The sequence below is a fragment of the Bacillus cabrialesii genome (genome assembly GCF_004124315.2).
In the GTDB taxonomy this organism is placed as follows: domain Bacteria; phylum Bacillota; class Bacilli; order Bacillales; family Bacillaceae; genus Bacillus; species Bacillus cabrialesii.
The window spans coordinates 3804129-3823472 of record NZ_CP096889.1; the positions used below are offsets into that span (position 1 = coordinate 3804129).

Below are 19344 nucleotides of genomic sequence, written 5' to 3' on the forward strand. Positions count from 1 at the left end.
TTCCCTTTCTCCAATCATGAAGTGCAAATTTTTTTGCTTATTCCGCTCTTTCCGCAAAGAAAAAGTGCAAAATTTCTTTGCATCAGAAGGGGATATCTTCCCCTTCCAAATTTACACCCACCCGCGGAATCGCGATGCTTCCGCCGATTTTCTGATGCCCGTCATGTAAGCCGCCAAGCGCATATCCACTTTATGTGTTGCCGCTGTCTGATAAATCGTTTCGAATGAATTGACCATGACGTTTCTCAATTTTTCCGCGACCTCTTCTTCCGGCCAATAGTATCCTTGGTTGTTTTGCACCCATTCAAAATAAGAAACCGTGACGCCACCGGCACTCGCCAGGATATCAGGCACGAGGAGCACGCCTCTTTCGTTCAAAATCTTAGTGGCATCAATGGTTGTCGGGCCATTCGCCGCTTCAACGACGATTGACGCCTGAATGTTGTGCGCGTTTTTGGCTGTGATTTGATTGGCGATCGCCGCCGGCACTAAAATATCGCAATCCTTTTCAAGCAGTTCCTCATTTGTGATGACATCTGTGAATAAATTGGTAACCATGCCGAAGCTGTCCCGCTTATCGAGCAAATAAGGGATATCAAGGCCGGCCGGGTTGTAGAGCCCGCCATGGGCATCCGAAATCCCGACCACCTTCGCGCCGGCATCATGCATGAATTTGGCCAGAAAGCTCCCCGCGTTTCCAAAGCCCTGTATGATGATGCGCGCGTTTTGCAGCTTGATCCCTTTTTTCTTTACCGCCTCTTCAATACAAATCGTGACGCCCTGCGCCGTTGCCGTTTCCCTGCCTTGCGATCCGCCTAAAACGAGCGGCTTCCCTGTGATAAAGCCCGGAGAATCGAATTCACGCAGCCGGCTGTACTCATCCATCATCCACGCCATAATTTGCGAGTTGGTGTACACATCGGGAGCCGGAATATCCTTTGTCGGGCCGACGATCTGGCTGATGGCGCGGACATAACCTCTGCTCAGCCTTTCCAGTTCTCCAAATGACATGGTACGCGGATCACAAATAATACCGCCCTTTCCGCCGCCGTAAGGAAGATTGGCAATCCCGCATTTGAGCGTCATCCAAATGGACAATGCCTTGACCTCCTCTTCATTGACTTCAGGATGGAAGCGCACGCCTCCCTTTGTCGGACCGACCGCATCATTGTGTTGCGACCGGTATCCTGTGAACACTTTGACGCTGCCGTTATCCATTTTGACCGGGATGCGGACGGTGAGCATTCTCTGCGGCTCTTTCATGAGTTCATACATATCGCCCGGATAGCCAAGTTTCCGAAGGGCTTCCTTAATGATCGTTTGGGTAGACAGAAATAAGTTAAGAGCTTCTTTTTCCTTATCTTTCGCGACTTGCTTTGCTGACATCTTTTTCACCTCATTGTTTTTTGGACGGCCATAAATGTAAGCGCTTTATAAAATCAGCCGGCCCATTCCTGTTTCTGTATTGGATTCACCCTTATCATCATGCAAGATTCATACCAGTTTTTTTAATCAACAAAAAAGAGACTGATAATATCTCAGTCTCTAATCAACTCTATTCATTAACGAGGATTAATTACCAGCTGCGTTTCAGCATAAAAACTGCCAATTCCCAAACCGTTTACCACATCGCCTTTAATCGTGTAAGTGCCTGCGCGCGGAAGGGTTTTTCGCACCATCACAAGATCAAATTCAGATGCGCCTAGCAAATCAAGCGTAAGCGGGAGTCTGACTGTTTTCCCATCGTTTAAAATTTGTGTTTCTTTCAGCGTTCTTCCATTCACTGAATCTCTTGTCGTAGCATGAAACCCGTCAGGAAATCGAAATTCTACCGCGCCGAGAGAAACCACCGCATTTGGTTTATATGTCACTTCAATATCAGAAGTGGTCCACTCTGTTGTGCTGTTGATGGTTTTTGCCTCGATTGTTGCGGACTGCGCATGAGCTTGGCCTGAAGGAAGCAAGATAGATAGCAGGACAGCTGAACTGATGAATAATGAAGATACGAATGAAGCTCTTTTTAACATGGCATTTCCTCCTCAAATCACTGTTGGGATTGGCCAGAGCGTCCTCTGCAGAAAAAGCGTTTTTCCGTAATTCGCGAATTATCCTCTTTTCCTTAAAAATTAATCTATCACCATTTTATATGGAAGTAAATGTTTTTTTAGGAATATTAACACTTGGGATTGTTTGAGAATTTTATCCTGTTTTCACAAGGTTCGAATGGCGGATTTTCTAGTTTGATCCACCTGTTGATTTCTATCTTTTTTCCTATTTTGAAAAAAGGACAAAAAAAGTCGAAGATGCCTCCGCTCTTCGATTGATCATGTTCCTATCCTTTATCTAAATTCCGTGTTCCAGTTAAAACCGATCGTTTCATCATCCCACGGAATCCTTTTTTCATCAGGTTGATCCGGGTTATACGACATGGTTGTAAAGTAGATAATCGTCAGCGGCGTTTCCCCCAGCACCCTGTATCCGTGGGCGACCCCTTTTGGAATCAATAATAGCATCGGGTTGTCTTCGCCCATATAATAGACGTCAGTTTCCCCTTTTGTCTTTGAATCCTCGCGCAGATCGTAAAGGACAACCTGAGCGTGGCCGGTCGGGAAGAACCAGAGATCATCCTGCTTTTCATGATAATGAAATGCTTTAATGACACCCGGATAGCTTTTCGACCAAGACGCCTGCCCGAAGTGCTCAAGAAGGTTCTCATCATCCCGAACCAGCTCGGCAAAAAAGCCCCTGTCATCACTATGCTTCGTCAATTTTTTCACCTTGACTCCATCAATCACGCGCACTGCTCCTCTCCTGCAAATACTCCCGTAACGCTTCCCGCCAATGGCGGGGGCGAATGCCGGCTTCTTCAATGGCCCTATGGCTCAGCACAGAGTAAGCCGGACGGGGCGTTTTGTTCCCGTATTCTTCTGTCGTGACAGGCAAAATGACTGTTCCCAGCCCGCTTTCTTCCATAATCGCCTTCGCAAATTCATACCAGCTGCATATGCCTGAATTGCTGACATGATAAATGCCCGGCGGATGGCTGAACAGCTTGATGACCGCTTCTGCTAAATCCTTCGTATAAGTCGGCGAACCCATTTGATCGCTTACAACCTTCAGCTCTTGTTTCGTTTCAGCAAGCTTCAGCATGGTATGAACGAAGTTGCTGCCGCCATGTCCGTACACCCACGACGTTCGGATGATCGTGCTGTCTTTTGTCGCTAATCGAATCAATTCTTCACCGAGCTTTTTGCTTTTGCCGTAGATGGTGTTTGGATCGAGGGGATCGTCTTCCTTGTATGGCTGGGTTCCTTTCCCGTCGAATACATAGTCCGTGCTGATATGAACATATTGAGCGCCGATGCGGGTTGCCTCAAGCGCTGTATAATAAGCGCCGATTCCGTTAATCAAGTATGCTTTATCAAGTTCTGTCTCGCATTTATCAACGGACGTAAACGCGGCTGTATTGACCACGATATCCGGCTGATAATGGCCGAATGAATGCCGTACTGAGCGCTGGTCGGCAATGTCCATCATCTTTTTTGTTAACGCAATGACCTCATATCCGGCTTGCTTCAGCTGGCGGCACAGTTCCAGGCCAAGCTGTCCTCCCGCACCAGTCACCAATACCTTTGTCAATCGGATCACCTTCTCATCGGTCATTGTCTGTATACCAGCGAATCGTGCGCGCAATGCCTTCTTCAAACGGCACTTCCTGCCGCCAGCCCAGTTCGTTTTTCAGCTTTGATGCATTGATCGCATAGCGCCGGTCATGCCCTTTCCTGTCTTCCACGTGGGCGAACAATTCCTCACAGCCAAGATGCTTCATGATGATGCTCGCCAGCTCTTTATTCGTGCGTTCATTTCCGCCGCCGATGTTATACACCTCGCCGTCGGTTCCTTTTTCTAAAATCAGCTTGATGGCCCGGCAATGATCCTCCGCAAACAGCCAGTCTCGAATCTGCAGCCCATCACCGTACAGCGGAACCGGAAGCCCTTGCTTCGCATGGCGGATAATCGTCGGGATCATTTTTTCGCTGTGCTGATAGGGACCGTAATTGTTGCTGCATCGTGTGATAATGGCCGGAAGCTTGTGGGTTTTCACATACGACAACACAAGCAAATCAGAGCTTGCCTTACTGGCTGAGTATGGGTTATTAGGGGAAAGCGGCGTCGTTTCAGTAAATGCGGGATCATCCGCTTCTAAATCCCCGTACACCTCATCTGTTGAAATATGAATCAGTTTTTTTGCCTTTCCTTGTAAAACCGCTTCTGCCAATCGGTATGTCCCCATCACATTTGTGGTGATGAACGGCTCTGCTTGGGAAATGCTTCTGTCCACATGTGATTCCGCAGCGAAGTGAATCACGCCGTCATAGGTCTGATCAAATGCGCGGTCGATATCCTCCTGAACGCTGATGTCCCCTTTCACAAAGCGAAATCGGCTGTTTTCCTTTAATGTTTCCATTTCCTTCGGGTGGCTGGCGTACGTCAGTTTATCTAAAACGGTAATGCGCGCATCCGTTTCCTTGAGCATGAGCTTTGTAAACGTGAGCCCGATAAAGCCGGCCCCGCCCGTAATTAAATATGATTTTGCCATCACTTTTCGTCCTGTCCTTTCTGTAAAGCCTTGTGTACAAGCTGAGAGGCGAGATGAAGCGATTCATGAGTGCCTGCATCGACCCACCAGCCTTTTAACACATCATACGTAAGCTGGCTGTTTTCGATGTATAGATTATTCACATCGGTGATTTCCAGCTCGCCGCGCTTTGACGGTGATATTTGCTCAATATATGAAAATACCTCCGCATCATACATATAAATGCCGGTTACACAAAGGTTGGTCGGCGGCTGTGCGGGCTTCTCGATAATGGAACGAATCCGCTTGTTTTTCTCATCAATCTCAGCAATCCCGAAGCGCTCCGGATCATCAACTTCTTTCAGCAGCACCTTTGCTCCTTTTCCCTGCTGTTCAAAGCGTTCCGTATAAGGCTTTAATGAATCTTCAAATATATTATCACCTAATAATAAAATGAAAGGCTCTTTTTTCGTAAAGCGTTTTGCATAAGACAGCCCATCCGAAATGCCCGATGCGGCCGGCTGTACCTGATAAGTGATTGTGACGCCAAGCTCTTCACCGTTCCCAAGCAGTTTATAAAATTGCGGCATATGCTCTTTTTGGCTGATGAGTAAAATGTCTTTGATTCCGGCTTCCTCCAGCCTCATAATCGACCAGTAAATCATCGGATACGGGCCTACAGGAAGCAAATGCTTGTTGACGGCTTTCGTTAAGGGCATAAGGCGTGAGCCGTTTCCTCCGGCTAAAATAACACCTTTCACATTAACACTTCCTTACATGCATTTTTATACCTATTGATCATACAAATCTTGAAGAATAGCTGATACCCGCTTGATGCCTTTGCCATCCACGAGCGGCCTCCCCCCATTGTGCAAAGAAAGGCGGAGAGGATAGCTGCTGATGAGTCGTGACATCTGATAGATGAGCGTTTCATCTGATACAAGCTCTCCGAGACCAAGGTCAAGAGCGGCTCCTTGCTCAGCGAATGTTTTGGCTGTTGCCGTTTGGTGTTCAACCTGAGAAAGAACAAGGCACGGCACACCGATACAAACGGCTTCATAAAGAGAGATGCCCCCCGCGACAATGGCTGCATCCGCTTGTTTCATCAAACCCGCCATATCATTTGTCTGCCCGATCACCGTGTATTGCGGCTTTTTTTGGATCTGTCTTCGGACCGCCTCTTGATGCGGTGAAGCGCTCCCCATCACAAACATCGTGTTTTTGTCCTTCATGGCAGGGACTTGATCGGCTGCAGCCAGCACTCTAAAAATAAGCTGCTTCGGATCGCTTCCTCCCAATGCAACAAGGATATTGCGGCATTCTTTCTTGAGTGTGTAATCATTTCTTGCGGATTGGAAGGCGGAATGAAGAATAAGATAATCCGGCCCTTCATAGATGCGGGTGTTTCCCTGATCGTACGCTTTGCTTCTGATATCGCCGTAAATTCCGTTAATGATGACGTCACTTTGATCAATCGCTTTGGGATTTCTCTCTTCAAAAAGTACGATTTTCGCATCTGTTTCCGCTTTTATTTTCGTTAACAGCTCGGCAGGCGCGCCGAGAATATCAAACAAAAGCAGATCAAGTTCCTTGCTTTTTATTTCCCGGAGAATAAATTCGTGCTGCTGCGGCTTCGGTTTTACGATGACACGCCAATGCTCTTCATGAAGAAATGGCTCAGACTCCTGATTCGTGTAAAACGTTATCAAGCAGCGCCGTTTAAGTTCTTCCGCAAGTCTCTTCATTCGGACAACATGACCCATTCCCTTTTCATAGCCGCCGTCTGCGAAGATCCCTATATGCATGGCTACTCAGCCTCTCGTTCGATCGCCGCATCAGGGTTCCGGTTGAGTAGGCTGATGAGCTCTGATGCGGATACATCTGGGCGCTCGCCTGCTTTTTGATAAAGGGCCTTTATCGATTCATAGTCTTCCTTTGTATCAATGATCAGCCGATATTGAGGGGCGCGAATTCGTTCCGGCGCCTCTAAAAACTGGACGTGATAAAGAGCTGGATGATTTCTCACATATAACGTAACGTGCTCCTGATATTGATCCTCCAATGCCTGAATACGGCTGATGTCTATTAACAGCTTGGCGTTGACCGCTTCACCGCAAATTCCTAACGGGGTATTCAGGATATACGTATAATCCGCGCCTTGATCAAGATGCGCCTTAATCATTACATCAAGCAGCTCTGGATCGACAAACGGATTATCAGCCGTTAACCGGATGACAATTGTTGGTTTGACAGTCTCTATGACCTCCACAAACCTGTCGAGAACACGTTCCTCGCTGCCGCGAAAAACACGAAAGCCATGTTTGATACAGTGCGCCTCTAATTTGTCGTCAGTTTCTCTGTCAGACGTGGCGATGACAAGATTATCCTGATCTTTTTGATAAAACGCGCTTTGCCGGACGCGGTGAACGAGAATATCAAGTAAACGATTCGGTCCGAGCGGGCGGAGCACTTTTCCCGGAAGCCGTGTTGAACCCATTCTGGCTTGAATGATAAAGAGAATGTCATTCATAAAACGGGCTGTCCTTCATTAAAATGTCATCCCAGACAATGCCTGTGTCAGCCGGAATGTCTCTTACAGCCCGAACGCCGCCGGCCAGCAGCTCAAAAAACCTCGGGTGCAGCCCCTGCGGCTTTTGGCCGGGGCGAAGCACTGCGATATTGTCTTCACTAAACGCTTCACCTTTTTGAATCGGAGCTGTTGTAAAGATCCCTCTGTACGCAAAATTTCGGATTTCTCCTTCAATGGCTGTCGTTGTTTTGTATGAATTGCCTAGGAGCTTTTCAGAGATCGGCTTCCTGATTCCTTGTTTCAGCTCGGCTTCCGTTTTTCTGATGCCTTCAACCATTTCTTTTAATTCATCCGGATTCAACGCAAACGAGTGGTCGGCGCCCGGCAGATTTTTATCGATCGTAAAATGCTTTTCTATCAGTCTTGCACCGAGCCGAACCGCGGCACACGGCGCTTCTGTCGGGTGTTCGCTATGATCGGAGAAGCCGATAACTGCGTCAGGAAAAGCGGCGGCAAGCATCGGAATGACGCTGAGATTGCTGTACTCCGGCGGCGCAGGGTATTTCGCCACACAATGCATAATGGCAATTTGATCGTTTCCCTCTGCCTTGATGGTGCTCCAAGCTTCGTGAACATCGGAAATTTCCGCTCCGGCAGTCGAGAAAATCATCGGCCTGTTCATTCGGGCGACATATTTGAGCAGCGGGAGATGGTTAATTTCATAGGATGCGATTTTAAAAGCGCTCGGAGAGGTGGACTGAAGCAGGTCGGCTGACCCTTCGTCACACACTGTGCTTAAAAAGATCACCTGCTTTTCTCGGCAGTAATCCAATAGCGGAGAAATCCACTCAGCCGGCATTTCCATAGATTGAACCAAAGAAAAAATTGAGACGTCCTTGCCCGCCGCTGTTTTGTACAAGCCTGGGTCTTTCTGGTACATCTTATCAGCCTGAAACATTTGAAATTTCACGGCATCCGCTCCCGCTTCCGCCGCCGCGTCAATCAGCGCAAAGGCCTGATCAAGCTTCCCGTCATGATTAATTCCCGCCTCTGCAATAATAAATACAGGCGCGTCTTTGCCCACAGTCTTATTCGCGATCTGAAATTCTGCCATTATTTCGCCTCCTTGCCCGGCCAAATATGATAATAGTAATACGATTGTTCAGCGGTGAAGCCCATTCTTTCATAAAGGCGGATCGCCCTTACATTGTGAAGCTGCGTCCCCGCTGTTACCGTTTTATGCTTCTGGGTCGACGGGTGTTCTATGAGATTCGCCAATAAATGAAACGCGATGCGTTTTCCTTCAAATCCCGGCTTCACAGCCATCAAATCAAGAATACATTCATCGTCTCTCGATAAGCCCTGAAGATAGCCGATGACCTCGCCATTATGCTTAGCGGCAATATTAATAGCCGCTCTTCCATTCAGGTTGTTCCGTGTCCACTCGTAAAAAATGTTGTTTGCTGCTTCGCGGCTGAGATGAGGATCTTGAAAATATCTGCTTTTTGTAAACGAGTCTCGGGCCAGCTCACATATCGCTTCTGTGTCTCCGGGCTCAGGCGGGCCCAGTTCAAAAAATGGCGGTGTTTTGTCATAAAAAGACGGGGGCTTCGCCAGCTTCAGCAAACTGCCGACGAAGTAAGAGGATGGCTGCTGCTGTATCACATGCGCGGCTCCGATATCTTCAGCCGGAACACGAACAAAGATAAAATCCGTTTCATCCATTTGACGTACAGAATAAAACGCTTGAAACAGCCTCTTCAGCTGCCCGGTGCTGTTTGCCGCAAGAAGCTTAACGTTCATGACTTTCTTCTGAAGAATCTTGCTTTCCCACAGAGAGTCTTCATAAAGCAAGACGCCTTGGAGCCCGCTGTTTTCAAAAAGGCCGAGGGAGAATTGATACGGAACGTCCAGTGTAAGCTGCCTGCTGTGGAGAAAACTCTCAATCGCCTCTTTGGAGATATTTTCTTTTACCGTGTACACTTAACCAGCCCCTTTTACGATATCCCGCACAGCTTCAATGACATCATTTACATCCTCGTCAGACATTGATGGATAGAGCGGGAGCGACAGGGTTCGTTTATAGTAATTCAAAGCGATCGGGAAGTCCGCTTCCTTAAAACCGAATTGCTTTTGATAGTACGGATGAATGTGCACGGGAATAAAATGAACGCTTGTGCCGATATTGTATTCATCCTTTAAAGCCGTAATCATTTCGCCGCGCGTGACACCGGCCTGTTTTTCATCAACTTGCAAAACATATAAATGCCAGGCATGCCTGCCGTCAGCATGAACAAACGGCGTGATCAGCCCCGGAATTCTCTGAAAAGCGGCTTGGTAACGGCCGGCAATCTCTTCTCTCCGTTTCTGCATCTCATCCAGCCGTTTCAGCTGATGAAGACCGAGAGCCGCCTGCAAATCAAACATGTTCATCTTATAGCCGGGCGATTCGACTTCATAATACCAGCTGCCATTTGAAGAATAACGGTTCCACGCGGCTTTGCTCATGCCGTGAAGGCTCAGCACCCGGATGTTGTCAGCAAGCTCCTCATCGTCTGTCGTCAGCATGCCGCCTTCACCTGTCGCGAGGTTTTTGGTGGCATAAAAGCTGAATGCCGTCGCATCCCCGATAGAACCGATCATTCTTTGCTTATAAGTCGTATACACCGCATGTGCCGCATCCTCCAGTACGAATAAGCCATGCTTTTTGGCAATCGCCAATATCGCATCCATATCGCAGGACTGCCCGCCGAAGTGGACGGGTACAACTGCTTTCGTTCGCGGTGTGACGGCCGCTTCAAGCTTTTCCGGGTCAATATTGAGCGTGTTTTCATCAATGTCCGCAAACACAGGCGTCGCTCCTGTATGAATAATCGTATTGGCGGTCGAGCTGAATGTAAGCGGTGAGGTAATGACCTCGTCACCCGGCCCGATCCCTTTTGCTTTCAAAGCCAAAAATAAAGCAGCGGTACATGAATTCAGCGCCACGGCATGCTTCGCCCCGACAAACGCGGCAAATTCTTTTTCAAACTGCTGAACCTTCGGGCCTTTGGAGAGCCATCCCGATTCAAGCGTTTCTGTAACCTCCTGAATCTCTTCCTTGCCGATTAACGGCAATGAGTAAGGAAGAAAATGATTTCTCTTTTGCACCATTTCTTTGCGCTCCTATCATTTTATTCACTATCTTCCCGCCTGTAATCAACCCCTGTTTTGTCTTTCAGTTCCGAAAATAAAGCGTTTGTTGATTCTGCCACCGGATAATTGGCTGCTGTGAATGCCAGACGCGCCTCTTCTGCTTTTTGATGCACGGCGGGACTTCGAAGAACCTCAATCAAGGTACGCGCCAGTTCATCCGGCTGATCAAACATAAAATCGCCAAGAGACTCATAATACGGATATGTGCGGTTTCCGGTTGATTTCCCGATCAGCACAGGCTTTTCAAACAGCATAGCTTCAAGTCCGACCGTTGAGGTTTGCGTCACTGCCGCGTCAGCATACGGCAGCACATCATACAGCTCCAGCTCCTTTTTGATGACTCTGCATGCTTTATGTTTTTTCGCCGCTGCGTGATACAGATCAAGCTTGTTTTTTCCGATTTCCCACGGATGAGGCTTGATGATAATTTGCAGCTGTTTCTGATCAGAAAGCCCTTCCAGCACACCCGAATAAAAATCTTCCGAAAAAGGCTGGGTCGCAATGAGCACGATTTTTTTTGACGGATGAAAAGAAAGCTTTCGATAGAATGCGGACATATCCATAGGGGTTCTGTCAAAAATCTGATCGAAGCGGGGATGTCCTGTCACGAGAATCTGCTCAGGTTTACAGCCTTTTCGTTTGAACCACTCCGCTTCATACGCACCAAAAACAGCTTGATAGGTTGTAAAAACAGGAATGAAGGCTTCATCTCCCATCAATGCGCCATGCTGAAGACAAATGCTGACGATCCCTCTCCTGTGACACATGAGAGCGAGCACCCTGCTGTAAATATCTTCTGCCGTACCGACGACAACAGCCGAAATCTTCTCCTGCTCAAACAGCGCATCAACCGTATCAATGGCTTCCATAAATAAAGGAATATCTTTGTATAGCCGGTCGCGAAACGCTTGATCACCGAAAGCCGGGTGGTCATCGAACGGAGCGAGAATCGAACAGGCTGTCTCGAGATACGGCTTCGGGTCGCCTTTTTGGCATGAATCCGCAATTTCACGCTTGCTCATCACAGGCAGATCACAATAATGCGGCAAGCTCCATCTGGCCAAAACAGCTGTTTTTTCAGGATCAAACTGATAGTAATTTTCGTTCGTAAAACGCAGATAATCAAAGTGCAAAATGACTTTCCCTTTAACAGGTTCGACGTTTGCTTTGACTATATTTTGTATTTTTTCTTCAAAAAACGGCTGAATCTGCCCTTCATCGATATGCTGATCCACTGGTCCAAATAACTCTGGTTCTTCTTCCATCATCACTCGAAGCTCAGGGCTGATGTATTGATAAAAATTGCTGATAAGCCCAAGCGGAATCCCCTTGTAGCGAAGTCTGTCAAGAAGCTCCACATACTTCCGGTACAGCACCCAATAATTGCTTAAATAGGCCGACAAGCTCTCACCCCATTCCAAGCTTTTTTAATGATTCACGCAGCTCGCGGCAATTGCGCTGCGGAGGAAGGTTCCTGACGAATTCATTTTTTTCTGATTCAAACAGCTGAAAGTGAATCGATTGGTCGGTAATATAATTCAGATCCAGCTCCTCGGCCAGCGGGTAAAACGGATAAAAATGGTTGACTCTCCAAAAGAATCGGGCATCCCCGATCCGGTAAAACGCCGGGCTTTCATCCCAACAGGAGCCAAATTTCTCCTTTACCTTCTCAAGCACAGAATACCTGTGCATCACCGAGCAATGATCGATGGCGCACGGCGCGTTCCAAGTCACTTGAGCGGCAGGCCTGACGGTTTCTTTTACAATGGCGCGATGCTCGTTTAAATGATAGGTTTTGGAGGCTGAGTAAATCACAGCCTTTTCAGGATGAGCATCGAGTTCCTGCACCATTTTCAGGAGCCGGTCCGGCATATAAATGTTGTCATCGGTTGCATAGGTGATATATTCGCCTTCCGCCATCTCAATCGCCTGATTGATCAGCGCAGCGTACCTCGTTTTTTCCGTTCTTTCCTTCACTCCAGACACATCGCTTTGATAAAAACGCACTCGGCTATCATTCAAAAAAGGACGGATTACATTCAGCGTCTCTTCATTGGAGTTGTCATCCATAATAAACAATTCAAAATCTGAAAACGTTTGTGAGAGTATGCTAGAAATGGACTTTGCCACATAATCGCTTTTGTTATAGCTCGTCATAATGACTGATACTTTCGGCAAACTCTACACCTCCTTCTTGAAACTTCACACCTGAAACTATCGTTATCTTATGTTGCTTATGCGCAAGTTGCGCTAGGGATACAAACCAATATGCGAAAAGTTTGTGTATGTCTATGAAAAACAGCGGCTGCCCCGATTAAAATCTGGCCCGTCCGCTGTTCTTTTTCCGCATAATCCAAGCATCAGCCTCATAAGGTGAAAGAGATAAAAATCGCACCAGCGACTAAGATCGTTTTTCATCGGAGGTGAGTCATCGCGGAGCGTTCACTATACATCCGGAACATGTTTTGATTGGTTTTCATAAAAAGGAGGAACGATATGAAACCGAAAAAAAATCAATATCAGCAAATGCAGGCATTTGATAATATGCAGGGGTATCAGCCTCAATACGGCGCCAATCCGTACCCGCAGCAAGGCCAAGGCGGACAAATGCAGATGATGGGGATGCAGCCAATGATGCCAATGCAGCAGGGGCAGCAAGGACAGCAGGGCTTCGGATTCCCGGGACAGCAGCAAGGCGGTGGATTTCAGATTCCATCGGGTCCGACACCGTCAGCGCCGGGCCAAAGCGTTCCAGGTATGCTTCCTGTTGAGGAATCTTACATTGAGAATATTTTGCGCCTGAACCGTGGAAAAACGGCCACCATTTATATGACTTTTGAAAACAGCAAGGAATGGGGCTCGAAGATCTTTCGCGGTGTCATCGAGGCCGCGGGCCGGGATCACATTATCCTCAGCGACCCGAAATCAGGCACACGCTACCTGCTCCTGACAATCTACCTCGATTACATTACATTTGATGAAGAAATTGCCTATACGTATCCGTATTCCATGTCGTCCTATTCGCCAAGATAAAGAAAAAGCCAATCACTCATATGATGAGGATTGGCTTTTTTGTTTATAGATATTTGACGGCTGCGACGACGATCATAATCCAAGAAATAATAAACGCCACACCGCCGAGCGGGGTAATGGCCCCAAGAATAGAGACTTGCGTCACACTGAGAATATATAAGCTTCCGGAAAACAGCACAATTCCCGCGAACATCAGCCAGCCGGCTGTCGTGACACTGCCGATGCCGGATAATTTATCGGCCAGAAACGCGACAACGAAAAGCCCAAGGGCGTGATACATATGATACTGCACACCGGTGTGCCAAACCTGAAGATATTTATCAGGGATTTTCCCTTCTAATCCGTGAGCGCCAAATGCCCCGAGTCCCACGGCAAGCAGGGCGTTAATGGCCCCTAATATGATAAAAACTTTCATCTATCTCTCCCGCCTTTTCGTTAAACTCATATCATTTATCTTATCGCACCTGTATCAAAATTCAATGTTTGTTCTCCGATGACACGAGATTGTCGGATTTTTTCCTGCGCCACAGCTGAAACTGGTCTGCCGCTATTGCAGCAAGCGTCCCTAATACGAGTCCGTTACTCAAAAGAGAAATAAATACCGGATGCAATCCCTTTAACGCAGTTTCAGGAACAAACATGATACCGACCCCTGTCAGCAGCGAGATGCCGATCACAGACCGCACCCTTTTCAGTTCCGCTTTCTCATATGAATCAAATTCTGCAAAAGCCAGACCGCCCATGGCGGAGAACACAACAAAGTTTACCGCAAACCCAACAGGTGAAGGCAGGCTCGCAAATGCATTCATAAAAAATGGGATCACGCTGATCACGACCACCAAAATACTGCCAATCATAAACGGTTTTTTAGAAGGCATTTTGGTCGTCTCGATAAAACCCGCGGCTCCCGAAATCGGAACCGGTGCAATGGCTCCCGTCAAACCGCTGAGCAGATGGCTGAATGAAGCGGCAAAACCGGCATGGCGTTCGTGATGCTGTCCATCCGGCTGTTTGCCGAATTTTTTCACGGCGATATCCACAACCTTCATGCTTGCCAGCATATTCACGATCAGCAGGATGGTAATAAAAACGGAAGTGATGATCAGGCCGCTGTTAAATAGCGGGGTGCCAAAAGGAAACAAGGAAGGCAGCTGAAACAGCCGGTCCGGCATTTCCATCGGCTTTGCCGCTCCGGCAGCCGCAAACAGCACCCATCCGCCGAACAGCGCCAATAAAATCGAATATTGCTTAAAAAACATGATGTTCGAATTTGTCATCAAAAAGGCGGCAGCAATCACAACAAGCGCCAGGCCAAATACAAGACCGTCCACCCCGTCCTTTCGATAGCCGATGCCGAGAATTCCTTTTATAATGGGCTGACTCAGCTGCATCACCAGCAGCAATAAATAGACACCCGTTACAACCGGGGTAAACAAGGCGGCAAGCCGGTCTATGACCTTGAAGACACTTAACAAAAAGAAACATACAGCGCTTACAAGAAGCGCCCCCTGCAAACCGCGCAGTGTGTCCCCATATGTCGCAAACACAGTTCCCGCCAGCCCGGCGTAGATCGTATACACTCCCCACCACAAGCCTGCGGGGCTTTCATTGATCGGCAGTCTGTGGCCTTTCAAACACTGAATGACCGCGGCAATTCCCAGTACAAAAAAGGTGCTTTGGATCAGTCTCGCAGAATCAGAGTGATCCAAATGAAACGACTGGGCAACCGCCACCGGAACAACAATCGCCGCAGCAATGATAAACGCTGTCCATTGGAGTGCGCCAAGAACCAATTTCACGTGAGCTCAACCTTTCTCATTAAAAATCAAATAAAGATTCTCCGTTTCCATCCTCTTCCTGCTTCTCTTTTTCCTGTTTTCGATATTTAGTTAATCCAGCGCTTCCCATCATTTTTTCCATCATCAGCTGGTCTGTCGATGGCGGCGCGGCATGACTCGGCGTGCTGCTCGGCTGGATGCGGGGCGCGCTCGCAGTCTCCGGCTGATCCAGCACGACGTCACACAAAGATCGGACAACCGCTACATAACGCTTCAGCTCCTCATCCCGTTCTGCTGTCTTTGCTTTTTTCAGCTCCTCTTCCATCTTTTGAATCAAAGCAGATATATGAATGTTCATCAACAATCCTCCAAAAAATAAATGTCGTCTTCCTGCATTTTATCAAATTCCTGCCGTAAACGCAGATATGAGTTTGTTATTTTTTCTGACAAACCTTGCGCATTTGACAAGCAGAAGAGATTTTTCACATAATGAATCACCATACCTTACAAAAAAGGAGCGACGGGAATGAACAGCATCCCCTCTATCATCAGCAAGCACAAAGCCTATTTTGCGGCGGGGCATACAAGATCGCTAGAATCGAGACTGAACATGTTGCAAAAGCTGAAACATGCCATCAAAACACATGAAGCCGATATAACAGCCGCTCTCTATCAGGATCTCCACAAATCCGAACAGGAGTCGTACACGACAGAAATCGGAGTTGTACTGGAGGAAATCAGCTTTGTGATGAAGCGGCTGGGAAAATGGATCAAGCCGAAACGAGTCAAAACGCCGCTGACTCATCTAGGCTCGAAAAGCATGATTATCCCTGAGTCGTATGGAACCGTTTTGGTGATTGCGCCTTGGAATTATCCCTTGCAGCTGGCACTTTCACCCTTGATAGGAGCCATTGCGGCCGGAAACACGGTCGTTCTCAAACCGTCAGAATATACGCCGGCTGTATCCGCTGTTCTTTCCAAACTCATCAGCAGCGTTTTTCCAAGTGGTTATGTCGCTATGGCGGAGGGCGGGCCCGACGTCAGCACAGCGTTATTACAGCAGCCCTTTGACTATATTTTCTTCACCGGCAGCGTTGCCGTGGGAAAAATCGTCATGGAGGCCGCCGCCAAACAATTAATTCCCGTTACCTTGGAGCTCGGCGGCAAAAGCCCCTGCATTGTCCATAAGGATGCTGATATACAGCTTGCCGCCAAACGCATCGTCTTCGGGAAATTTACAAATGCGGGACAAACATGCATCGCACCGGATTATTTATTTGTCCATGAAGACATCAAAACGAAGCTTACAGAAGAAATGAAGCGTGCGATCAGTGAATTTTACGGCCCTCAGCCTGAACAAAATCCGCAGTACGGCAAAATTGTCAGTGAACGCCACTATCAGCGGCTGATCAGCTTTCTGAATGATGGCGTCCCGCTTGCAGGCGGACAATCTGATCCTGTTCACCACAAAATAGCGCCCACGATTCTAGAGCAAGTGAAGGATGACTCTCCAGTGATGCGGGAGGAGATTTTCGGGCCGATTCTTCCGCTGTTTACGTACGGCGATATCGATGAAGTCATCGAGAAAGTCCAATCACGCCCAAAGCCGCTCGCTCTGTATGTCTTCACAACAAACAAAGAAATCGAGCGGACTGTTTTAGAGAATCTGTCGTTTGGCGGCGGCTGTGTCAACGATACGTTAATGCACGTCGCGACACCGTATTTGCCATTCGGCGGCGTTGGAGAAAGCGGCATCGGCAGTTATCATGGATTTGACAGCTTTCACACATTTACACACAAAAAAAGCGTCGTCAAACAAACGAACCGCTTCGACTTCGCATTTCGTTATCCTTCTTCCAAAAACGGGCTGCGAATGATTCGGAAAATACTTAAATAAAAAAGCGCAGATGATCTGCGCTTTCAAATTGTTGACAAAATGCTAAAACGGGTTGTAGTTTTAGCATTTTGTCATCTTTTCAGCGTGATTGAAAACCCTTGAACTCTAGGAAAGGCGAGCACCGAAGCGCAGCCTTGACAACGAATGCGAGGGTTTGTCGACACGCTGAAAGCGCAGAGTATCTGCGCTTTTTACAAATCCTTTATACACCAATCAATCGGCGCCTCTCCCATTTTCTCCAGGCACGCATTCGCCCGGGAAAACGGTCTGCTTCCGAAAAATCCGTTTCTCGCCGAAAACGGGCTGGGATGCGTGGATTCAATGATAAAATGCTTGGACGTGTCGATCCGTTCTTTTTTCATTTGGGCATGCCGGCCCCACAAAATAAAGACCACCGGCCGCTCCCTTTCATTCAGCACGTCAATCACCCGGTCCGTCAGACGCTCCCAGCCTTTTCCCTTATGGGAATTCGCCTGTCCGCGCCTTACTGTCAGCACAGTATTCAGCAACAGAACCCCTTGCTTGGCCCAGCTGACAAGCGACCCGTGATTCGGGATGCTGCACCCGATATCCTGCTGCAGCTCAAGAAAGATATTCCTTAATGAAGGCGGCTGCTTCACACCCGGCTTTACGGAGAAGCTTAAGCCTTGAGCCTGTCCCGGCCCGTGATACGGGTCTTGGCCAAGGATGACGACCTTGACATCATCGTATAAGGTATAATGCAGCGCATTAAAAATATCCCGGCTGTCCGGATAAATCGTTTGCTCCGCGTATTCCCGCTTCAGCATTTCTCTGAGCTCTTGATAATACGGTTTCTCAAACTCTTCCTTCAGCTGATTCCACCAGCTGTCCTGTAATAGCTGTTTCAAGATTCAGGCCTCCCTTACGAACGATGAAGTCTGGAATAGACAGGTTTGCCATCCCAAACGATTTCACTTTGTGCTTCCCGTCTTTTCATCTCAGGCTCTTCAAGCAGGACGGCAAAGTTTTTCGTCGGCAGTTCCCCGAGTCCGTGCTTTTCACTTAAACGATCTAAATACTGTTTCCGCTTGGCGCCAAGGTCCGCAGACTGATTGTCTCCCGCGTCACTGAAGGCATAAATCACACTGGCGCAAGGAACACGCTTCACCCGGTAATCTTTCGCCGCGCGCAAATAAAAATCCCAGTCCCAATAATTGTGCACATCAGCATCGAAATACCCGATTTCATCATGCAGAAAACGTCTGTACATGCTGCCAGACGGCACATATGTAGAGAACACTCTCATATCCTCATAGTCAGCGGTATAAGCAAACAGCTTCCGTGAAACAGGATATCTTGTTCCGTTGTTCTCTTCAAACGAGACAATTTCCGCATCAGAATGAACGAAATCTGCCGTTTCTATTTCCTTCGCCATTCTCTCCACATGCCCCAGCGTAAAGAAATCATCGTCATCACAAAGCATAATGCAATCGCCAGACGCCTCTTTCACACCCGCATTTCTCGCAGCCACATGCCCCGAGTTCTTTTCTAAATTGATGACAGCAATCGGCAGCTCCGGATACAGTGCTTTGACCGGCACAACCGATTCCCCGGCATCATTCACAATAATGATTTCATACGGCTTCAAGGTCTGCTCAGAAATCGACTCCAGAAGCTCACACAAAGCCGGAATCCGATTATAGGTCACAATTACGATAGAAATCTTCATGATGCACTCCTTCTCATTTTCATAGTCATGTACTATTAAAACATATATTGGACGGGAGATCAGTGGGAAGATCCTACCGAAACGGATACTAGAATGATAGAAACAGCAAAGTGGCTCCGACCAGAAGCACCATGATCAGTATCAGATCTCCACAGACATGAAGAAGATCTTTCAAGCGGACGCCATTCGGAAGGATGAGACGCCACAGCTTAGATTGATAGACCGGAAGCAGCACCAGCGCATAAGAAAGACACAAAAACGTAAAAGCCGGCGGAACAAAAGCACAGCCTGTATCGTCCCAATTCCTCAAGATGTCTTTCATACTGGATCCATCTAATAAAAACAAAGATATCATGATGGCCAGCAATACAAAGGACCCCAATTGAACCTGGAACAGACGCATTTTCTGGTTATATGCAAACCGGACCGCCAAAAACCAGACGTAAGCATATGAACAAAACAGCATAATAATGGCACCGGCTGTATATACGACATCAGGCATCCGATCAAGTAGAAAAGCAAAAGGCAAGCTGGCTAACATAGCCAAGAGCATGCAGCCGCCCGTAAACAAAAATACTGCTCCATGAGCTAAAAAACCATATAAACAAGAACTAATCTTCACCACATACACCTTCCTTACAT

21 protein-coding genes are annotated in these 19344 nt (G+C 47.7%); 2 read left to right on the top strand and 19 right to left on the bottom strand.

Features of this window, described 5'->3' with window-relative positions:
- Window positions 1-111: 111 nt before the first annotated feature.
- The 13 genes from rocG to spsA all read right to left on the bottom strand — a co-directional run bounded on the left by rocG (window position 112) and on the right by spsA (window position 12482).
- Window positions 112-1386, bottom strand: coding sequence for a glutamate dehydrogenase (gene rocG / locus EFK13_RS19445; RefSeq protein WP_129507242.1), 1275 nt, complete (start codon window positions 1384-1386; stop codon window positions 112-114).
- Window positions 1387-1562: 176 nt separating this feature from the next.
- Window positions 1563-2027, bottom strand: coding sequence for a biofilm surface layer hydrophobin BslB (bslB, locus tag EFK13_RS19450; protein WP_129507241.1), 465 nt, complete (start codon window positions 2025-2027; stop codon window positions 1563-1565).
- Between the two features lie 312 nt (window positions 2028-2339).
- Window positions 2340-2795 carry a dTDP-4-dehydrorhamnose 3,5-epimerase family protein gene (locus EFK13_RS19455; protein WP_129507278.1) on the bottom strand — a complete coding sequence of 152 codons (456 nt, stop codon included), beginning with the start codon at window positions 2793-2795 and terminating at the stop codon, window positions 2340-2342.
- The gene (gene rfbD / locus EFK13_RS19460) at window positions 2788-3639 is read right to left on the bottom strand and encodes a dTDP-4-dehydrorhamnose reductase (RefSeq protein ID WP_129507277.1); all 852 of its coding nucleotides are present in this window, start codon (window positions 3637-3639) and stop codon (window positions 2788-2790) included. Before rfbD ends, EFK13_RS19455 begins: the two co-directional genes overlap by 8 nt.
- A gap of 13 nt (window positions 3640-3652) precedes the next feature.
- A complete protein-coding gene (rfbB, locus tag EFK13_RS19465; protein ID WP_129507240.1) occupies window positions 3653-4600 on the bottom strand; it encodes a dTDP-glucose 4,6-dehydratase in 948 nt (315 codons plus the stop codon).
- Window positions 4600-5340, bottom strand: coding sequence for a sugar phosphate nucleotidyltransferase (locus EFK13_RS19470; RefSeq protein WP_124044623.1), 741 nt, complete (start codon window positions 5338-5340; stop codon window positions 4600-4602). Before EFK13_RS19470 ends, rfbB begins: the two co-directional genes overlap by 1 nt.
- Window positions 5341-5370: 30 nt before the next feature.
- Window positions 5371-6384, bottom strand: a complete 1014-nt coding sequence (locus EFK13_RS19475) for a PseG/SpsG family protein (protein ID WP_129507239.1) — start codon at window positions 6382-6384, stop codon at window positions 5371-5373.
- A 2-nt stretch (window positions 6385-6386) separates the two neighbouring features.
- Window positions 6387-7109: a glycosyltransferase family protein gene (locus EFK13_RS19480; protein WP_129507238.1), complete on the bottom strand. Its 723-nt coding sequence runs from the start codon at window positions 7107-7109 to the stop codon at window positions 6387-6389.
- Entirely contained in the window at window positions 7102-8223 is a 1122-nt protein-coding gene (locus EFK13_RS19485) for an N-acetylneuraminate synthase family protein (RefSeq protein WP_129507237.1), read from the bottom strand. Before EFK13_RS19485 ends, EFK13_RS19480 begins: the two co-directional genes overlap by 8 nt.
- Window positions 8223-9092: a GNAT family N-acetyltransferase gene (locus EFK13_RS19490; protein ID WP_129507236.1), complete on the bottom strand. Its 870-nt coding sequence runs from the start codon at window positions 9090-9092 to the stop codon at window positions 8223-8225. The genes EFK13_RS19485 and EFK13_RS19490 overlap by 1 nt, the downstream gene beginning before the upstream one ends.
- Window positions 9093-10262 carry a DegT/DnrJ/EryC1/StrS family aminotransferase gene (locus tag EFK13_RS19495; protein WP_129507235.1) on the bottom strand — a complete coding sequence of 390 codons (1170 nt, stop codon included), beginning with the start codon at window positions 10260-10262 and terminating at the stop codon, window positions 9093-9095.
- A 20-nt stretch (window positions 10263-10282) separates the two neighbouring features.
- Window positions 10283-11707 (bottom strand): CDP-glycerol glycerophosphotransferase family protein, encoded by a 1425-nt coding sequence (locus tag EFK13_RS19500; protein ID WP_129507234.1) that lies wholly within the window; start codon window positions 11705-11707, stop codon window positions 10283-10285.
- Window positions 11708-11711: 4 nt separating this feature from the next.
- Window positions 11712-12482: a spore coat dTDP-glycosyltransferase SpsA gene (gene spsA / locus EFK13_RS19505; RefSeq protein WP_129507233.1), complete on the bottom strand. Its 771-nt coding sequence runs from the start codon at window positions 12480-12482 to the stop codon at window positions 11712-11714.
- 318 nt (window positions 12483-12800) lie between these two features.
- Between spsA and gerQ the strand changes: the two genes are divergently transcribed.
- Complete coding sequence (gerQ, locus tag EFK13_RS19510; RefSeq protein WP_064815882.1) at window positions 12801-13337, top strand: spore coat protein GerQ; 537 nt, start codon at window positions 12801-12803, stop codon at window positions 13335-13337.
- 43 nt (window positions 13338-13380) lie between these two features.
- On the opposite strand, the gene EFK13_RS19515 is transcribed toward gerQ, so the two are convergent.
- The 3 genes from EFK13_RS19515 to EFK13_RS19525 all read right to left on the bottom strand — a co-directional run bounded on the left by EFK13_RS19515 (window position 13381) and on the right by EFK13_RS19525 (window position 15473).
- A complete protein-coding gene (locus EFK13_RS19515) occupies window positions 13381-13752 on the bottom strand; it encodes a DUF423 domain-containing protein (protein ID WP_003222123.1) in 372 nt (123 codons plus the stop codon).
- Window positions 13753-13813: 61 nt separating this feature from the next.
- Entirely contained in the window at window positions 13814-15136 is a 1323-nt protein-coding gene (locus EFK13_RS19520; protein WP_129507232.1) for a purine/pyrimidine permease, read from the bottom strand.
- A gap of 19 nt (window positions 15137-15155) precedes the next feature.
- A complete protein-coding gene (locus EFK13_RS19525) occupies window positions 15156-15473 on the bottom strand; it encodes a YwdI family protein (RefSeq protein WP_075748423.1) in 318 nt (105 codons plus the stop codon).
- A gap of 168 nt (window positions 15474-15641) precedes the next feature.
- Between EFK13_RS19525 and EFK13_RS19530 the strand changes: the two genes are divergently transcribed.
- The gene (locus EFK13_RS19530) at window positions 15642-17012 is read left to right on the top strand and encodes an aldehyde dehydrogenase (protein WP_129507231.1); all 1371 of its coding nucleotides are present in this window, start codon (window positions 15642-15644) and stop codon (window positions 17010-17012) included.
- A gap of 191 nt (window positions 17013-17203) precedes the next feature.
- Here EFK13_RS19530 and EFK13_RS19535 read toward each other — a convergent pair whose 3' ends face one another.
- From EFK13_RS19535 to EFK13_RS19545, 3 genes are all read right to left on the bottom strand, one after another.
- On the bottom strand, window positions 17204-17881 hold the full coding sequence (locus EFK13_RS19535; protein ID WP_129507230.1) for a uracil-DNA glycosylase: 678 nt from the start codon (window positions 17879-17881) through the stop codon (window positions 17204-17206).
- Window positions 17882-17895: 14 nt separating this feature from the next.
- Complete coding sequence (locus EFK13_RS19540) at window positions 17896-18702, bottom strand: glycosyltransferase family 2 protein (protein ID WP_129507229.1); 807 nt, start codon at window positions 18700-18702, stop codon at window positions 17896-17898.
- 88 nt (window positions 18703-18790) lie between these two features.
- Entirely contained in the window at window positions 18791-19324 is a 534-nt protein-coding gene (locus EFK13_RS19545; protein WP_129507228.1) for a hypothetical protein, read from the bottom strand.
- Window positions 19325-19344: the final 20 nt, after the last annotated feature.

Bases quoted from the DNA above. Each gene is read 5' to 3' on its own strand.
- rocG (WP_129507242.1), bottom strand. From the start codon at position 1,386: ATGTCAGCAAAGCAAGTCGCGAAAGATAAGGAAAAAGAAGCTCTTAAC.
- bslB (WP_129507241.1), bottom strand. From the start codon at position 2,027: ATGTTAAAAAGAGCTTCATTCGTATCTTCATTATTCATCAGTTCAGCT.
- rfbB (WP_129507240.1), bottom strand. From the start codon at position 4,600: ATGGCAAAATCATATTTAATTACGGGCGGGGCCGGCTTTATCGGGCTC.
- EFK13_RS19475 (WP_129507239.1), bottom strand. From the start codon at position 6,384: ATGCATATAGGGATCTTCGCAGACGGCGGCTATGAAAAGGGAATGGGT.
- EFK13_RS19480 (WP_129507238.1), bottom strand. From the start codon at position 7,109: ATGAATGACATTCTCTTTATCATTCAAGCCAGAATGGGTTCAACACGG.
- EFK13_RS19485 (WP_129507237.1), bottom strand. From the start codon at position 8,223: ATGGCAGAATTTCAGATCGCGAATAAGACTGTGGGCAAAGACGCGCCT.
- EFK13_RS19495 (WP_129507235.1), bottom strand. From the start codon at position 10,262: ATGGTGCAAAAGAGAAATCATTTTCTTCCTTACTCATTGCCGTTAATC.
- gerQ (WP_064815882.1), top strand. From the start codon at position 12,801: ATGAAACCGAAAAAAAATCAATATCAGCAAATGCAGGCATTTGATAAT.
- EFK13_RS19515 (WP_003222123.1), bottom strand. From the start codon at position 13,752: ATGAAAGTTTTTATCATATTAGGGGCCATTAACGCCCTGCTTGCCGTG.
- EFK13_RS19525 (WP_075748423.1), bottom strand. From the start codon at position 15,473: ATGAACATTCATATATCTGCTTTGATTCAAAAGATGGAAGAGGAGCTG.
- EFK13_RS19530 (WP_129507231.1), top strand. From the start codon at position 15,642: ATGAACAGCATCCCCTCTATCATCAGCAAGCACAAAGCCTATTTTGCG.
- EFK13_RS19540 (WP_129507229.1), bottom strand. From the start codon at position 18,702: ATGAAGATTTCTATCGTAATTGTGACCTATAATCGGATTCCGGCTTTG.